This window comes from Nocardia sp. NPDC051052, assembly GCF_044456045.1.
In the GTDB taxonomy this organism is placed as follows: Bacteria; Actinomycetota; Actinomycetes; order Mycobacteriales; family Mycobacteriaceae; genus Nocardia.
Map to the genome: position 1 here is coordinate 123,534 of NZ_JBITFL010000015.1, position 16,004 is coordinate 139,537.

The window sequence follows — 16,004 nt, forward strand, 5'->3', positions numbered from 1 at the left end:
GGACTTGATCCGGGATCGAGTCGCAGGCGTCGAACACGACGTCACGACTCGGTCCCGGCGCTCGCCGCAATACCGTACGTCCGTTATGTCTCGTATCCGGCACAACGGCACTGGACCGGCGCCCACGGCGTCCACGAATCTCGCTACTGTGGGACACGTGAATGCGCAGGTACAGTTCGAGCAATCGGCGGTCCCCACCGTCGACCTGGTGGCCGAGCTGAACCGAGGTGCTTCGGCCCCGCTGCCGCCGCAGAAAGATCCTGTCGCGCACACCTGACGTTCGTGAGTCCGAACGATGCTGTGCCGAGAACATTTATCCGAGCTGGGCAATCGCGTGGCGAATGTTGCCGTGATGGTGAACACCCCAGGATTGGAAGGGATTTCACCCCCTCGTCTTCCACGCACAGCTACTCTCGGACCGGCGTCGCTTTGTCACGGAACCGAATCCGAGGAGTTGGCGAAAAAATGACGGTCTCGTCCGAATTGTCCAGTGCGGCGTGGGCCGCGAGTTTGCCGCAGGTACTGCGCGGCGAACTGGCGACCCTCGAGGAGGCGTATTTCCGCCACGTCGACGCTGGCGATGTGGACTGCGCGATCACCGGCATCACTCAAATCTTCCGGCGGCACATGGAGTTGGCCATGCACCGCCCGGCGGGCCGGGCCCTGGTCCGGGTGTATCACCCCGACGACGGCTCCGGCCTCGGCGCGGCGGTACAGCTGGTCACCGATGACATGCCGCTACTTGTCGAATCAATCACCTCATCGCTGACCCGGCTCGGTGTCAGCGTGAGCGAAGTGATCCACCCGATCTTCGAGGTGGATCGCGATGCGGACGGACTGCTGCAGCACGCCGCACCGCACGAAGTCGACGGCACCAACGGCGCGACCGCGCTGCGCGAGTCGTGGATGCACCTGCAACTGCACCCGTCCACCAGTCGGGCGCTGCTGAGCCGGATCGAAGCCGCGATGCCGAATGTTGTTGCCGACGTACGTCAGGTCATCGGTGACACCGAGGCCATCAAGGACGTGCAGAGCAAGTTGGCCGACGATCTGGAGCTGGCCGCGAAGTCGGGCACCGCGCCGTTCGCCGACACCGATCTGGTGGACACCGCGAACCTGCTGCGCTGGCTGGCCAGCGGCAACTTCACCGTGCTCGGCTATGCCCGCTACCAGCTGAGTGCCGAGCAGGGGCGGGAGTCGTCCAACCCGATGCCGGGTACCTGTCTCGGCGTGCTCCGGCCCGACGTCGGCACCGATTTCCGGGTGCCGATCAACGCCGCCGACCGGCCGCTGCTGATGCTGACCCAGGGTCTGGTGCCCGCCACCGTGCATCGCTCGGTGTACCCGTACTTCATCGGCGTCGCCGACTTCGACGACGCGGGCACCATCGTCGGTGAGCACCTGTTCATCGGCGTCTTCACGGTCACCGCGGTGCACGAGAACGTGCTGGACATCCCGGTGATCGAGCGCCGGGTGCGCGCGGTGATCGAGGAGAGCGGATTCGACCTGGAGTCGTTCTCCGGGCAGGCGATGCTCGAGGTCATCCAATCCTTCCCGCGCACCGAGCTGTTCTCTTCCGACACCGGGACGATGCGCCGGACCGCCCTTGCGGTTTTGAACATCGGGCTGCGTCGTCAGGTGCGGCTGTTCCTGCGCGCGGACGGTTACGGCCGATTCGTGGCGTGCATGGTCTACCTGCCGCGGGACCGCTACACCACCAGGGTGCGGCTGGAGATGCAGGACATCCTGGTCCGCGAATTGGGTGGCGTCTCCATCGATTACTCCGCCAGGGTCGGCGAAAGCGACTTGGCCAGTGTGTATTTCACGGTGCGCATGCCGGAGGCCGAGCACGGTGCGCCGCGCTACGCGGCACCGGCCGCGGACACCTCCGAGGCCAACCGGCTGCGCATCCAGGCGCTGCTCGGCGAGGCGAGCCGGACCTGGGAAGACCTGCTCAACGACGAGGTCAGCACCTCGACGATGCTCGACCCCGCGGTGGTGCAGCGCTACTCCGAGGCGTTCCCCGACGCCTACAAGGAGGACTTCGAGGCAGGCCGAGCGCTCGCCGACATCGTCCGCCTGGAGCACCTGCGCGACGGCGGCATCGATCAGTACCTGTACCGCAACGTCGCCTCCGACCCTGGTTCCTGGCGGTTCTCGCTATACGTCGCCGGCCCCGGCATCTCGCTGAGCCAGGTGCTGCCGGTGCTGCAGAGTCTCGGTGTCGAGGTGGTCGATGAGCGGCCTTACCAGCTCGAGCTGGAGGCCCAGCCCGGCGGCGACCCGAGTACCGGCGGCGAACGCTGGATCTACGACTTCGGCCTGCTGGCCAGACCCGAATTGCTGCGCAGCGCGCTCGACCGGGATCTGGACGCGGAGCTGCTCGAGTCGTCCAAGCGGGCGGCCGTGCTGGAGGCGGAGGTTCGTGGGCTGCGCGAGCGGTTCACCGAGGCCTTCGAGGCGGCCTGGTACGGCCGCGCGGAAGCCGACCCGCTCAACGAGCTGGTGCTGCGCGCGCGGCTGCCGTGGCGCGCGGTGTCGATCCTGCGCATGTACGCGAAGTACTTGCAGCAGGCCGGTTTTCCGTACAGCCAGGCCAACATCTCCCGGGTGCTGCTCACCTACCCGGATGTGGCGCGGCTGTTCGTCGACCTGTTCGCGGCGCGCTTCGACCCGGACACCGTCTCGGCCGACCATGCCGCCGAGCTCGAGGTGCAGGTGCGTGGCCGGATCGACGACGTGGTCAGCCTCGACGCCGACCGCATCCTGCGTGCCATCCTCAACCTGATCAGGGCGACGCTGCGCACCAACTACTACGTCACCGACGCCGAGGGCATGTCGCGTGACTACGTGTCGGTGAAGGTGGAGCCCCGCGAGATCAGCGAATTGCCTAAGCCGAGGCCGCAATTCGAGATCTTCGTGTACTCGCCGCGAGTCGAGGGCGTGCACCTGCGGTTCGGTCCGGTGGCCCGTGGCGGGTTGCGCTGGTCCGACCGTTTGGAGGACTTCCGTACCGAGGTGCTCGGTCTGGTGAAGGCGCAGGCGGTCAAGAACGCGGTGATCGTCCCCGTCGGCGCCAAGGGCGGCTTCGTGGTGAAGCAGCCGCCGGCCGCCACCGGTGATCCGGTCGCGGATCGTCAAGCGCTCGGTGCCGAGGGCGTCAACTGCTACCGCACCTTCATTTCCGGCCTGCTCGATGTCACCGACAATGTGGATCGCGCGACCGGCGAGGTGGTGCCGCCCGCCAGGGTGGTGCGCCGCGACGGCGACGACACCTATCTGGTGGTGGCCGCCGACAAGGGCACGGCGACGTTCTCCGATATCGCCAACGATGTGGCCAAGCGCTACGGCTTCTGGCTCGGCGACGCGTTCGCCTCCGGCGGCTCGGTGGGCTACGACCACAAGGCGATGGGCATCACCGCCAAGGGTGCGTGGGAGAGCGTCAAGCGCCACTTCCAGGAAATGGACATCGATACCCAGACCCAGGACTTCACCGTCGTCGGCGTCGGCGATATGAGCGGTGATGTCTTCGGCAACGGCATGCTGCTGTCCGAGCACATCCGCCTGCTCGCGGCGTTCGACCACCGGCACATCTTCTTGGATCCGAACCCGGACACCGCCGCGTCCTACGCCGAACGGCAGCGGATGTTCCAGCTGCCGCGCTCGTCGTGGGCGGACTACGACGCCTCGCTCATCAGCAAAGGCGGCGGCGTCTACGACCGCACGGTGAAGTCGGTTCCGATCAGCCCGCAGGTCCGAAAGGCGTTGGGGCTGGCCGACGGTGTCGAATCGCTGTCCCCGCCGGAGCTGGTGCACGCGATCCTGCTCGCGCCGGCTCAGCTGCTGTGGAACGGCGGCATCGGCACCTACATCAAGGCGAGCACCGAGGTGAACGCCGAGGTGGGCGACAAGTCCAACGACGCGGTCCGGGTCAACGGAAACCAGTTGCGGGTCAAGGTGATCGGCGAGGGCGGCAACCTGGGCGCGACGGCGCTCGGCCGCATCGAGTTCTGCCGCAGCGGCGGCAAGATGAACACCGACGCCCTGGACAACTCGGCCGGTGTCGACTGCTCCGACCACGAGGTCAACATCAAGGTGCTGCTCGACGGCGTGGTCAGCGCGGGCCAGCTGCCCGAGACGGAACGCAACCCGCTGCTCGCCTCGATGACCGACGAGGTCGCGCAAATGGTGCTGGACGACAATGTGGCGCAGAACTTCCTGATGGGCATGTCCCGCACCGACGCACCGCAGATGCTGAACGTGCACATGCGGCTCATCGACGATCTGGAAACGCGCCGTGGTCTCGACCGCGAGCTGGAGGCACTGCCCTCAGACGCGGAGCTGAAGCGCATGCTGGAGGAGGGCGCGGGGCTCACGTCACCGGAACTCGCCAATCTCATGGCACACGTGAAGCTTTCGCTCAAGGCCGACCTGCTCGACACCGATCTGCCGGACAGCCCCTTCTTCGTCACCCGGCTGCCCGACTACTTCCCGACGCCGCTGCGGGACCGGTTCGGTGCCGCGATCAAGAAGCACCGGCTGCGCCGGGAAATCCTCACCACGATGATCGTGAACGAGATGGTCGACTACGGCGGCATCACCTACGCGCACCGGTTGAGCGAGGAGACCGGCGCGACGCCCACCGACTCGGTGCGTGCGTTCGCGGCGGCCACCGAGATCTTCGGCCTGCCGGAGATGTGGGCGCGGATCCGCGCGGCCGACGCCGCCACCGCGGTGCGTGACCTGCTGGAACTGGAAACCAAGCGGACGCTGGATCGGGCATCGCGCTGGTTCCTGAGCAACCGGCCGCAGCCGATCGCGGTCGGCGCGGAGATCAACCGGTACTGCCAGGACGTGCAGGCGCTGGCGCCGAAGGTGCCGGGCTGGCTGCGCGGACATCACGTCGCGACGCTCACCGATCAGTCGGCCGAGCTCATCGCCCGCGGTGCGCCGACCGACCTGGCCACCGAGGTGTTCGGGCTGCTCAACCTGTTCCCGCTGCTCGACATCGTGGACATCGCCGACATCACCGACCGCGACGGCGACGAGGTCGGCGCGCTGTACTACGCGCTCAACGAGCACCTCAAGATCGACTGGCTGCTGCAGGCGGTCAGCCACCTCGAACGGGGCGACCGCTGGCACTCGCTGGCCCGGCTCGCGCTGCGCGACGATATGTACTCGTCGCTGCGCTCGCTGACCCTCGATGTGCTCTCCGCCGGCGACCCGGAAGAGAGCGCGGACGAGAAGATTGCATACTGGGAGTCGAAGAACCAGTCTCGGCTCGGGCGTGCCCGGGCCGCACTGTCGGAGTTGTTCGAGTCCGGAACCCACGATCTCGCCACGCTGTCGGTTGCCGCGCGGCAGGTGCGAAGCATGGTGAGCGGGGTGGGCGCCCAATCGGAGGTAGCACGTTGACGAGCTCGTTGAACGGTAACGGGAAGACGCAGGGTAGCAATGTGGTGCTGCCCAAGCGTTTTCACACCCAGGTCGAGGTCAGATGGTCGGACATGGATGCTTTTCAGCATGTGAACCATGCCCGCATGGTGACCCTGCTGGAGGAGGCGCGCATCCCGTGGCTGCTCGAGCCGGGCCGTCCGACCGCCGCCCTCGGGACCGGCTGCGTGCTGGCCGACCTTCGGGTGCGTTACCGCGGGCAGCTCAGGCATGAGGACACACCGCTCGACATCGCGATGTGGATCCAACAGCTGCGGGCGGTCGACTTCACCATCGGCTATGAGGTGCGGGCCGCTGGTGCGGCACCGGACTCGCCCGCCGCGGTGACCGCCGCCACCCAGATCGCCGCGTTCGACATGTCCGCGCAGCGCTTGCGCAGGCTCACCGATGCCGAACGCGACTATCTGGCCCAGTGGCTGGACTGATCCGCATCGGTAGTCGCTGGTCGAGAACGGCAGCACAGCCGTGATGGCAGAACAACGCGTATTGCACGTGGCCGATCCGGCGGAGCGAGAGAACCTCGCGACGTTCCTGATTCGGGCGGTGCGGCTGGACCCCGCGGCGGTGGTACGTATCCGCCGCCGCGGGCCGCAGTACGTCTCGGCCTGGGTGGCAACGGGTTTCGAGGCGCTCGCGGTCCGCACCGTCGTCGGTGAGCTCGGCGTCGACGATGTCACCGTCGGCGCCGACATGGTGCTGGCCGGGCTCGGCTCCGGCCTGCCCATCGACCTCGGCTATTCGATGGATTCCGCGTGGCGCGGCGCGCTACCCCCGGTGGACGGTTTCGCGCACATCGACGACGTGCCCGCCCGTACCCTCGTCGAGCTCGCCGAACAAGGCGCGCAATTGGCCAAGGAACACGGCAGCAGCCACGGCCCACCCGCCTCCCTGCTCGACCAAACCGTGCTCACCGTCTCCGGCGCCGACACCCAGGTGCAGGTCCCCATGCGCGTCGTCTTCGCCCTCACCGCAATGGATTTCATCCCCCATTCCGGTGACAAGGCCGACTCGCGCCGCATCCTCCCCACCGAAATAGTCCGCGTCCGCGCCACCAACACCTGGCTCCGCATCGACGCCCGCTACGGCTCGGTAGCCCGCCGCCGCGCCGGCAGCATCACCCTCTCCCCAAGCTAACGACAAGATCCCTGTCAGCGGTCGGTTAGGGGAGGCCGAGGAGGCGTAGGAGGGCGGTGGTTGCGGCGGCGGCGAGGATTACTACGAGGATGGGTTGTTTGCGCCAGGCTAGGGTTGCAGCGACGAGAACGCCTGCGGGGAGGGCGAATCCGAGTTCGCCGGAGGCGGTTGGCAGAGTCGTCACGGCTACCAATGCGGCTATCAGGACGACGGCGCCGACTTCCAATAGTCGAATCGTGCGGGCGGGGAAGCGGATACGGTCGCGTAGGGCTGGGCCGGACCAGCGGAATGCGTAGGTGCCCAGGGTGAGGGCGATAATGCTTGCGGCCAATATCATTCGGCACCTGATTCGTGTGCGGCTCGACTGTGGTTCGTAACATTCTGTGGGGCAACGGGTTCCGGTGAAACGTCACTCTCCGGCTTATGCCGACCAACGGCGAGCAGCCCCGAAAGCGCAACCAGCACAGGCATTCCCGCAGGCAAGAACGGCGCACTGACGACCGCAACCGTGGCACCGACCGCGGCCGCGCGTAACGTCGCGAGGTCCCGCAACGCCGGAATGATCAACGCGAGCAGCACCGCCGGGAACACCGCGTCCAGTCCGAACGCTGCGGTGTCCGGCGTGAAGGTCCCGATCAGCACTCCGAGTGCGGCGCCCCCGGGCCAGGCGAGCAGAACGCCAAATCCACACGCCCAGTAGGCGGCTCGTTTGCGATCAAGAGAGGGTTGAGCCAGTGACAACGCCACCGACTCGTCGTTCATCAGATGCACGCCGAGAAACCGCCGCCACCCGGTACCGACCGCCTCGGGCACCGACAACCCGTACGGCAGATGCCGGGCATTGACCACCAGCGCGGCAAGCAACGCGGCGATCGGGCTACCGCCGGCCGCGATGATCCCGATGAAGAGAAACTCCGCACCCGCGGCGAGCACCGCGAAGGCGAGCACGATGGGCAGCCACGCGGGCAGGCCGGTGGTGACTGCGGTCGCGCCGTAGGAGATGCCAATGACGAACACCGCCAGGCACACCGCCACGATCCCGGAGAACGTATCCCGACCGAGTGTTCGCCATATCGAACGCATGTAGCTTATAGTGAACGCAATGATCTGATCCGTCAACTGGCTCGGTGGTCAACCAAGCGAGGGAGGGCAAGTGGCACAGCAGGACTCGACGGCGGGCACACCGCAAGCGGTGATCGCCGCCGCACTGCGCCGCGAACGTACCCGCGCCGGCCTCTCGCTCACCGAGGTGGCGCACCGCGCGGGCATCGCGAAATCCACACTCTCCCAACTGGAATCGGGCACCGGCAACCCGAGCCTGGAAACCCTCTGGGCCCTGTGCGTCGCCTTGGACATGCCCTTCTCGGGCCTACTCGACCCACCACGTCCCGCCGTCCAGGTGATCCGAGCGGGGGAGGGCCCGGTCGTCGCCGCCGCGGAATCCGACTACCGCGCGACTCTGCTGGCCGCAAGTCCACCCAACTCTCGCCGCGACCTCTTCCGGATCACCGCCGAACCAGGCCACGCCCGCCGCTCCGAACCCCACATCCCCGGCGTCTTCGAGCACGTCCTACTGGCGAGCGGCCGCGCGAAAGTGGGCCTGATCGACGAACCCGTCGAGCTGAACCCAGGCGACTACATCACCTACCCGGGCGATCTCCCACACGTCTTCGAGGCCATCGAGCCAGGAACGTGGGCAACCTTGGTGATCGAATACACCTGACCTGTGTCAGGCGGCCCCTTCGCCGAGGTACTGCAACCACACCGGATCCAGATCGGCCGTCGTGGACAGCAGCCGCCAATGCGGCCCTTTCGGCGACACCAGCGGTGAACGCAGGTTCCAGCCCAGCTCGCTGAGCATCTTGTCCGCCTTGCGGTGATTGCACGGCGCACAGCTGGCGACGCAGTTCTCCCAGGAGTGTTCCCCGCCGCGGCTGCGCGGGATGACGTGGTCGATGGTTTCCGCCTTGCCGCCGCAATATCCGCAGCGATAGCGGTCGCGGTGCATGAGGGCGGCGCGGGTCATCGGAACGCGGGCCCGATACGGCACATGGACATAGCTGCGCAGGCGGATCACCGAGGGAATGGCGACGGCGGCTTCGGCGGAATGGACAACCGGGCCTTCGGCGTCGCCATGGACGGTGTCGGCTTTGTCGCAGATGAGCAGGACGATCGCGCGGCGCGCGGACAGAGCGGTAAGCGGCTCATAGGTGGCGTTCAAGAGCAGCACCCGGCGCTTCAACCAGCTCGGAGTCTCACTGGGCGGCGATGCTGAGCGGTGCGCATGATCGGCATGACCGTGATGCGCGCCCGGATAATGATCGGACAGGATATGCAGCGGAGTAGCCCCCGAGCCACGATTGTGGACGTCGGCGGGCTGGAGTTGTCGGTGTGTCCGCGCCTCGTGTGACCTGGCGCTGTGCCGCTGCTTCATCTGGACCTCAATTTCATGATTGGCAGGATCATGCTGTTAGCTCGGCAGAGATTGCCACCCAGTTGACCATGGAACGACGGCTATTGCACGGTGATTTTCAACAATGTCCGGTTAACTGTGGCTGAAGAGCCGCCGGTCCGCGATTTAGTGCCCTGGAAAACCGTGCTGGGGGCGGTCGATGCCGAGCGCGGGCACAATGGACGGCGGCGCATCCAGCGAATCGAGAGGGTCTATGACTTCGGGCGAGCAGACAGCAGCGGCTTCGGCAGAGCAGGCGACAGCGTCGTTCTACGAGGCGGTCGGCGGGGCGGACACGTTCCGGCGGATCGTCGCGGCGTTCTACCGCGAGGTAGCGACCGACGAGGTGCTGCGCCCGCTGTACCCCGAGGAGGATCTCGGCCCGGCCGAGCGCAGGCTGCGCATGTTCCTCGAACAGTATTGGGGCGGCCCGCGCACCTACGGCGAGGAGCGCGGCCACCCTCGGCTGCGGATGCGGCACAACCCGTTCACCATCGGTCCGCTGGAGCGCGACGCGTGGTTGCGTTGCATGCGAATCGCCGTAGCGGAGATCGAGCCGGAGCTACTCGATGACGAGCATCGCAAGGCTTTGCTGGACTACCTGGAGATGGCGGCGAATTCGCTGATGAACGCCCCCTGGTGAGGGCGTTTCCGCCGAGACCCGAGTCGAGGCGAGGGTTTTCGGCGCGTCCGATCGGACGCTGGCAATTTGCCCGAAGTTGAGATAGGTGCTCCGCCTAAGGGTTTTTGCCGCAAAACTTTGGCACTATTACGTATGTGACTGATACACCCGCCGTACTGGTGCCGGTGGATCGCACCACGCAACCATGGTGGCGGTCGGCTGTGTTCTACCAGGTCTATCCAAGATCCTTCGCGGATTCCGACGGCGACGGAGTCGGCGACCTCGGGGGCGTCCGCGAGAAGCTCGGCTACCTCGAACTGCTCGGCGTCGACGCGCTGTGGGTGTGCCCGGTGATGACGTCACCGATGGCCGACGGCGGCTACGACGTGGCCGATCCGCGCGATATCGACCCGCTCTTCGGCGGACTCGCCGCGATGGACGAGCTGATCGCCGAGGCGCACTACCGCCAGATCAAGATCACGATGGACCTGGTGCCGAACCACACCAGCAGCGAACACCGCTGGTTCCTGGCAGCGCTGGAGGCCGGTCCGGACAGCCCGGAACGCGCCCGCTATCTCTTCCGTGACGGCCGAGGCCCCGGCGGCGATGAACCACCGAACAACTGGCCGAGCATCTTCGGCGGTCCCGCCTGGACCAGGATCACCGAGCCCGACGGCACCCCGGGCCAGTGGTATCTGCACATCTTCGCCCCCGAGCAGCCCGACCTGAACTGGGAAAACCCGGAGGTCGCCGCCGATTTCGAGAAGACACTGCGATTCTGGCTCGATCGCGGCGTCGACGGATTCCGCCTGGACGTGGCGCACGGCATGGCCAAACCGGCGGGCCTGCCGGACATGGCGGTGGTCAAGTCCGCCCTGCTCGCCAATGACGACGACGATCTGCGCTTCAACAACCCGGCCGTGCACGAGATCCACCGCCGCATCCGCAAGGTGCTCGACGACTACCCCGACGCGGTGTCGATCGGCGAGGTGTGGGTCAACGACAACGTTCGCTTCGGCGAGTACCTGCGCCCCGACGAACTGCACCTGGCCTTCAATTTCCGGCTGGCCCAAACCGATTTCGACGCCGACGACGTGCGCGCGGCGATCGACAACTCCCTCGCCGCGGTCGCGCCCGTCGCCGCCGCACCCACCTGGACCCTGTCCAACCACGACATCAAGCGCGAAGTCACCCGCTACGGTGGCGGCGCGGTCGGCGTGGACCGGGCCCGCGCCATGATGCTGCTCGAGCTCGCACTGCCGGGCTCGGTATTCATCTACAACGGCGCGGAATTGGGTCTGCCCAACGTGGACGACCTCCCCGACGAGGTGCTCCAGGACCCGGCCTGGGAACGCTCCGGCCACACCGAACGCGGCCGCGACGGCTGCCGGGTGCCGATCCCGTGGGAGGGCACCGCGCCGCCGTTCGGCTTCACCACCGGAAAGCCATGGCTGCCGATGCCCGCCGACTGGGCAAGTCACACCGTCGAGGCGCAACTCGAGGAGCTCGGCTCCACTCTCTCGCTGTACCGGATGGCCATCGAATTGCGTGGCCTGCGACCGGAATTCAGCGGCGACCGGGTCGAGTGGTACGGCAGCCCGCCCGGCTGTCTCGCGTTCCGCCGCGAGGGCGGACTGGTCTGCGTCCTGAACGCGTCGAAGGCGCCGACCCAGCTCCCACCCGGCGATGTGCTGCTGGCCAGCGCGCCGCTGGAGGGCGGTCAACTGCCTGCGAACGCCGCCGCCTGGCTGGTCTGACTCGACACGAACCACCTCGAGCATGACCAGAAGACGAACTACTACACAGCATCGTCTACCGTGGCACCGTGAGCATTCTCGAGACTGTGCTGGTCTTCCTCGGCATCCCGCTGGTGATATACGGCGCGATCGCCGGATTGACGTATCTCGGTAAGCCGCTCGCCGGTGCGAAGCCCGCCCACTACGACCTCGGTCAGCAGTGGACGGCGGAGCCGGTGCTGTGGAGTGCGACCGACGAGGTGACCTCGACCGGTCATCACAATTCGGCCGACGCGTCGCACGGGCATCATGCGGCGATCGAGGCCACCCAGGCGGAGCTGATCGGAGGCCGGGCAAGTGGCAAGTTCTAAGTGGCCCGCGGTGGTCGAATCCGACCTGCCGCACGGGTACGTGGTCACCACCAGCGGACGCGTCTCCGGCGTGCACGAGGCCGGCGACGTGTTCAGGGAGGCCCCGTTCAGCGATGAAGAGCGCCTCGCTATGGACAACGTGCTGACCGAGGCGACCCGCGCGACCAAGGTGCGATTCAACGTCTACATCGGCGATCTCGGCCCCGATCCGGCCGCCGGTGCCGACGCGATCTTCCCGTCGACGCCCGAGGCGACGCGTTCGGTGCTCATCGCCGTTTCGCCCAACGACAAGGCGATCGAGGTGCGTTCCGGCCGCGAGGTCGCCGACCGCGCGAACGATCGGGTCTGCCAGCTCGGCGTCACCGCCGCGTCCAGTTCGTTCCGGCAGGGCCAGCTCATCGACGGCCTGGTTTCCGCCGTCCGCGTGATGGCCGCGGCGATCGGCCGCTGACCCTGCCGCCGTCGCGGCGGAGTAACGAGCAATGCTTCCGGCGCGCTCACCCCTGCGGTGAGCGCGCCGGTGGCGTTCGTGGGTAGCTACCCGGCTAGACGCGGAAAATTTTTTGTTCGCTAGCACCACATTTGGGGGTTACCGCCGCTCGCGCGGCTGACGCACGGTGGTGGGGTGAAAATTCTTGTGACAGGAGCCACCGGGAACATCGGCCGCATGGTCGTCGACCACCTGCTCGCGGGCGGAGCCGACGATGTCAGAGCACTGACGAACAATCCGGCGCGGGCCGCGCTGCCCGCGGGCGTCGAGATCGCCGAGGGTTACCTGGGCAGGGTGTCGTCACTGCCCGTCGCGTTCGAGGGCGTGGACCGGGTGTATCTCGCGCCGATGCTGGAGACCATCGACGAGGTCGTTTCGCTGGCGAAGCAGGCGGGCATCAAGCACATCGTCGATCTGTCCGGCGAGGCGCATTGGACGCCGATCGCGCAGGCGGTCGAGGGCTCCGGGCGCGACTGGACCCACCTGTTCGCCGGTGATTTCCTGGAGAACGCCACGGTCTGGGCCGAGCAGATCCGCGCGTCCGACGAGATCCGCGACCCGTACCCGGCGGTCGAGAGCGTGCCGATCGCGATGGACGACATCGCCCGCGTCGCCGCGAAAGTCCTGCTCTCCGAGGGCCATAGCGGCCAGACCTACGAGCTGACCGGCCCGGAAGTACTCACCAGGGCCGATCGCATCCAGCAAATCGGCACCGCGCTCGGCCGCACCCTCACCGTCCGGCAGGTGCCGCCCGACGAGGCGGTCCAGATCTTCGCGCGGACCATGAACACCGCCGAATGGTATGTGGAAATCACCGGTTCGATGGTCGGCTGGCATCCCGAGCCGACCACCACCATCGCCGACCTCACCGGCGCCCCCGCCACCACCTTCGCCCAATGGGCCGCAGCGAATACCGACAGGTTCCGCTGATCCCGCAGTACCGGCGCCGCTGACCTCCCGTACCGCAGACATGACCGAAGGCGACCTTCGCCCCGTCCCCGGGGATGAAGGTCGCCTTCGATCGGGTCTTGGGCCGGTGGTTACTTCCCGTCGTGCGCCCGTGCGCGGAGGGCGCGTTCGACGCCCGCCTTGCCCTCGATCACCAAGCGGCGCAAGGCCGGCGGGTGATCTCCGCCGAGGAACGTGTCGGCGCTGGCGACCGCGTCGTCACTGATCGCCCATCCCGGGTAGAGCCCGACGACCACGGTCTGCGCCACCTCGCTGGAGCGACGCTCCCACACGCTGGGAACGTCCGCGAAGTAGCGATCGACGTACGACGCCAGCAGCTCGCTCTGACCGGCCGGGGCGAAGCCCGCGATGATCGCGCGAGTGGTGATGTTGGAGATCGAGTCGTCGCCGATTACCTTGGCCCAGGCCTGTTCCTTCACCTCGGCCTGCGGACGGGCCGTCGCCGCGGTCGCGGCATGCCGCCTGCCCGCCGCGGTCGGATCCTTGGCCAGCTCCTGATCGATGAACGGAGTATCGATGCCGTCGGCGTCGATCTCGCCCGCCGCGGCCAGCGCGATCACGAGACGCCAGCGCAGATCGGCGTCGATCACCAGCCCGTCCAGCCCGACCTTGCCCGGGTCGCCGTCGAGCAGCTCGCGCAGCACCTCGGTGTGCCAGGCGGACAGCTTGGCGCCGGTGAGCGCGTTGACGAAGGCCAACTGGTGGTCCGAGCCCGCCTCGGCTTCGCGGGCCAGCTCCAGCAGCCGGTCCGCGTATACGGTCCAGCCGGTGCTCGCCGCCCACTCCGGGTCGGCGTAGCTGCGCAGCGCGAGGTTCGCCTGCATCAGCAGCCGTTGCACCACACCGATTTCCGATTCCGCGCCGACGCCGCTCTGCACCAGCGCGAGGAAATCACGGGCCCGGAATTCGGCCTGGCGGGTCATCTCCCAGGCCGCCGACCAGGCGAGGGTGCGTGGCAGAGGCTCGGCGATATCGGCGATCCGGTTGACGAGCACGTCGAGCGAGTCGGCGTCCAGGCGCACCGAGCAGTAGGTCAGGTCGTCATCGTTGATCAGCACGAACTTCCCGCGCGCGACACCGACCAGCTCGGCAACCTCGGTGCGCTCGGCGGCCTCGACGTCGAGCTCGACGCGCTTGGTGCGCACCAGCTTTCCGTCCTGGTCGTCGTAAACGCCGATGGCGAGCCGATGGACGCGACGCTCACCCGCGCCGGGCTCGGCGCCGCCCTGGACCACGGCGAACGAGCTGAACTTGCCCTCGTCGTCGACCGTGAAGTCCGGCCGCAGGGTGTTCAGGCCGGTGGTCTTGAGCCACTGCGTGCCCCAGCCGGAAAGGTCACGGCCGGAGGACTTTTCGAGCGCCGCGAGCAGATCGTCGAAGGTCGCGTTGCCGTAGGCGTGGTCGGCGAAGTAGGCGCGCAGACCGGCCAGGAACGGCTCCAGGCCCACATAGGCGACGAGCTGCTTGAGCACGCTCGCACCCTTGGCGTAGGTGATGCCGTCGAAGTTCACCTCGACCGCGGCCAGGTCGGGAATGTCCGCCGCGATCGGGTGAGTGGAGGGCAGCTGGTCCTGCTGGTACGCCCAGGACTTCTCCGCGTTCGCGAAAGTGGTCCAGGCACTGGTGTATTCGGTCGCCTCGGCCTGGCACAGCACGGACGCGAAGGTGGCGAACGACTCGTTCAGCCACAGGTCGTCCCACCACTTCATGGTGACCAGGTCGCCGAACCACATGTGCGCCATCTCGTGCAGCACGGTCTCGGCGCGACGCTCGTAGGACGCGCGGGTCACCTTGGACCGGAAGACGTAGTCCTCCAGGTAAGTTACCGCCCCCGCGTTCTCCATCGCGCCCGCGTTGAACTCCGGCACGAACAGCTGGTCGTACTTGCCGAACGCGTACGGCACGCCGAACTTGTTGTGGTAGAAGCCGAATCCCTGCTTGGTTTCGGTGAACAGCCGCTCGGCGTCCATGTGCTCGGCAAGCGAAGCGCGGCAATAGATGCCGAGCGGGATGCTGCCGTGCTCGTCGGTGTAGACGTCGGTCCACCGCGCGTACGGGCCCGCGATGAGCGCCACCAGATAGGTGCTCATCTTGGGCGTGCTGCGGAAGACGTGCTTACCCGGTTCCGCGGCAAGGGTTTCCACCACCGCGCTGTTGGAAATGACCTGCCACTCGGGCGCGGCCGTCACGCTGATGTCGAAGGTGGCCTTCAGGTCCGGCTGATCGAAGCAGGCGAACATCCGCTTGGCATCGGCGGTTTCGAACTGCGAGTACAGGTAGACCGAGTCGTCGGTCGGGTCCACGAAGCGGTGCAGTCCCTCGCCGGTGTGCGAGTACTCGCAGTCGGCCTCGACGACCAGCTCGTTGGTCGCGGCCAGGCCGGGCAGCGCGATCCCGGTGGACTCGTCGTAGCCGGAGACGTCGAGCGCGGTGCCGTTGAGGACCGCCGACCGCACGCCACGAGCCACCAGATCGATGAAGGTGCTCGCGCCCGGCGTCGCGGTGAAGGTGACCGTGCTGCGGGAGAAGAAGGTCTGCTCGCCCGGTTTGCCGGCACCATCGGTCAGGTCGAGGTCGATGCGGTAGTTATCGACGGTCACTGTCGACGCGCGTTCGATCGCCTGGTCGCGAGTCAGGTTCGGTGCGGACATAAGGCTCCTTCGGGTTCGAAGAACTAGCTCGGGCGTTCCCCACGATGCCACCTGGGTAAGGTTGCCCGCGCGGGAGTTTTTTCTGAATTGAACACTGCCTGGTGAACCAACCCTATCCATGATCG

Annotated in this window: 13 protein-coding genes; 9 read left to right on the forward strand and 4 right to left on the reverse strand. The window is 67.1% G+C overall.

The window, feature by feature from the left end; translation table 11 throughout:
• Window positions 1-465: 465 nt before the first annotated feature.
• Genes ACIBCN_RS37395 through ACIBCN_RS37405 form a run of 3 tightly spaced genes read left to right on the forward strand, consistent with a single transcriptional unit; the run spans window position 466 to window position 6,588 of the window.
• On the forward strand, window positions 466-5,415 hold the full coding sequence (locus tag ACIBCN_RS37395) for an NAD-glutamate dehydrogenase (RefSeq protein ID WP_396996740.1): 4,950 nt from the start codon (window positions 466-468) through the stop codon (window positions 5,413-5,415).
• Between the two features lie 8 nt (window positions 5,416-5,423).
• Complete coding sequence (locus tag ACIBCN_RS37400; RefSeq protein ID WP_396996888.1) at window positions 5,424-5,879, forward strand: acyl-CoA thioesterase; 456 nt, start codon at window positions 5,424-5,426, stop codon at window positions 5,877-5,879.
• A 43-nt stretch (window positions 5,880-5,922) separates the two neighbouring features.
• On the forward strand, window positions 5,923-6,588 hold the full coding sequence (locus ACIBCN_RS37405) for a hypothetical protein (protein ID WP_396996741.1): 666 nt from the start codon (window positions 5,923-5,925) through the stop codon (window positions 6,586-6,588).
• Between the two features lie 25 nt (window positions 6,589-6,613).
• Here the strand turns inward: ACIBCN_RS37405 and ACIBCN_RS37410 are convergent, their stop codons facing one another.
• Complete coding sequence (locus tag ACIBCN_RS37410; protein ID WP_396996742.1) at window positions 6,614-6,925, reverse strand: AzlD domain-containing protein; 312 nt, start codon at window positions 6,923-6,925, stop codon at window positions 6,614-6,616.
• Entirely contained in the window at window positions 6,922-7,671 is a 750-nt protein-coding gene (locus ACIBCN_RS37415; protein ID WP_396996744.1) for an AzlC family ABC transporter permease, read from the reverse strand. The genes ACIBCN_RS37410 and ACIBCN_RS37415 overlap by 4 nt, the downstream gene beginning before the upstream one ends.
• 70 nt (window positions 7,672-7,741) lie before the next feature.
• Between ACIBCN_RS37415 and ACIBCN_RS37420 the strand changes: the two genes are divergently transcribed.
• Window positions 7,742-8,311 carry a helix-turn-helix domain-containing protein gene (locus tag ACIBCN_RS37420; RefSeq protein WP_396996745.1) on the forward strand — a complete coding sequence of 190 codons (570 nt, stop codon included), beginning with the start codon at window positions 7,742-7,744 and terminating at the stop codon, window positions 8,309-8,311.
• A 6-nt stretch (window positions 8,312-8,317) separates the two neighbouring features.
• Here ACIBCN_RS37420 and ACIBCN_RS37425 read toward each other — a convergent pair whose 3' ends face one another.
• Window positions 8,318-9,022, reverse strand: a complete 705-nt coding sequence (locus ACIBCN_RS37425; protein WP_396996747.1) for an HNH endonuclease — start codon at window positions 9,020-9,022, stop codon at window positions 8,318-8,320.
• A 232-nt stretch (window positions 9,023-9,254) separates the two neighbouring features.
• Here ACIBCN_RS37425 and ACIBCN_RS37430 point away from each other — a divergent pair, with 232 nt between their 5' ends.
• From ACIBCN_RS37430 to ACIBCN_RS37450, 5 genes are all read left to right on the forward strand, one after another.
• A complete protein-coding gene (locus tag ACIBCN_RS37430; RefSeq protein WP_396996749.1) occupies window positions 9,255-9,683 on the forward strand; it encodes a globin in 429 nt (142 codons plus the stop codon).
• A 134-nt stretch (window positions 9,684-9,817) separates the two neighbouring features.
• Entirely contained in the window at window positions 9,818-11,419 is a 1,602-nt protein-coding gene (locus ACIBCN_RS37435; RefSeq protein ID WP_396996750.1) for a glycoside hydrolase family 13 protein, read from the forward strand.
• Window positions 11,420-11,487: 68 nt separating this feature from the next.
• Window positions 11,488-11,769, forward strand: coding sequence for a hypothetical protein (locus tag ACIBCN_RS37440; protein ID WP_396996751.1), 282 nt, complete (start codon window positions 11,488-11,490; stop codon window positions 11,767-11,769).
• Window positions 11,756-12,220 carry a DUF5130 domain-containing protein gene (locus tag ACIBCN_RS37445; RefSeq protein WP_396996752.1) on the forward strand — a complete coding sequence of 155 codons (465 nt, stop codon included), beginning with the start codon at window positions 11,756-11,758 and terminating at the stop codon, window positions 12,218-12,220. Before ACIBCN_RS37440 ends, ACIBCN_RS37445 begins: the two co-directional genes overlap by 14 nt.
• Window positions 12,221-12,394: 174 nt before the next feature.
• Complete coding sequence (locus tag ACIBCN_RS37450) at window positions 12,395-13,189, forward strand: NAD(P)H-binding protein (RefSeq protein ID WP_396996754.1); 795 nt, start codon at window positions 12,395-12,397, stop codon at window positions 13,187-13,189.
• 110 nt (window positions 13,190-13,299) lie between these two features.
• Here the strand turns inward: ACIBCN_RS37450 and pepN are convergent, their stop codons facing one another.
• A complete protein-coding gene (gene pepN, locus ACIBCN_RS37455; protein ID WP_396996756.1) occupies window positions 13,300-15,879 on the reverse strand; it encodes an aminopeptidase N in 2,580 nt (859 codons plus the stop codon).
• Window positions 15,880-16,004: the final 125 nt, after the last annotated feature.

What these genes read in the sequence shown, in the direction of transcription:
- ACIBCN_RS37395 (WP_396996740.1), top strand. Translation starts at nt 466, where the DNA reads ATGACGGTCTCGTCCGAATTGTCCAGTGCGGCGTGGGCCGCGAGTTTG.
- ACIBCN_RS37405 (WP_396996741.1), top strand. Translation starts at nt 5,923, where the DNA reads ATGGCAGAACAACGCGTATTGCACGTGGCCGATCCGGCGGAGCGAGAG.
- ACIBCN_RS37410 (WP_396996742.1), bottom strand. Translation starts at nt 6,925, where the DNA reads ATGATATTGGCCGCAAGCATTATCGCCCTCACCCTGGGCACCTACGCA.
- ACIBCN_RS37415 (WP_396996744.1), bottom strand. Translation starts at nt 7,671, where the DNA reads ATGCGTTCGATATGGCGAACACTCGGTCGGGATACGTTCTCCGGGATC.
- ACIBCN_RS37425 (WP_396996747.1), bottom strand. Translation starts at nt 9,022, where the DNA reads ATGAAGCAGCGGCACAGCGCCAGGTCACACGAGGCGCGGACACACCGA.
- ACIBCN_RS37430 (WP_396996749.1), top strand. Translation starts at nt 9,255, where the DNA reads ATGACTTCGGGCGAGCAGACAGCAGCGGCTTCGGCAGAGCAGGCGACA.
- pepN (WP_396996756.1), bottom strand. Translation starts at nt 15,879, where the DNA reads ATGTCCGCACCGAACCTGACTCGCGACCAGGCGATCGAACGCGCGTCG.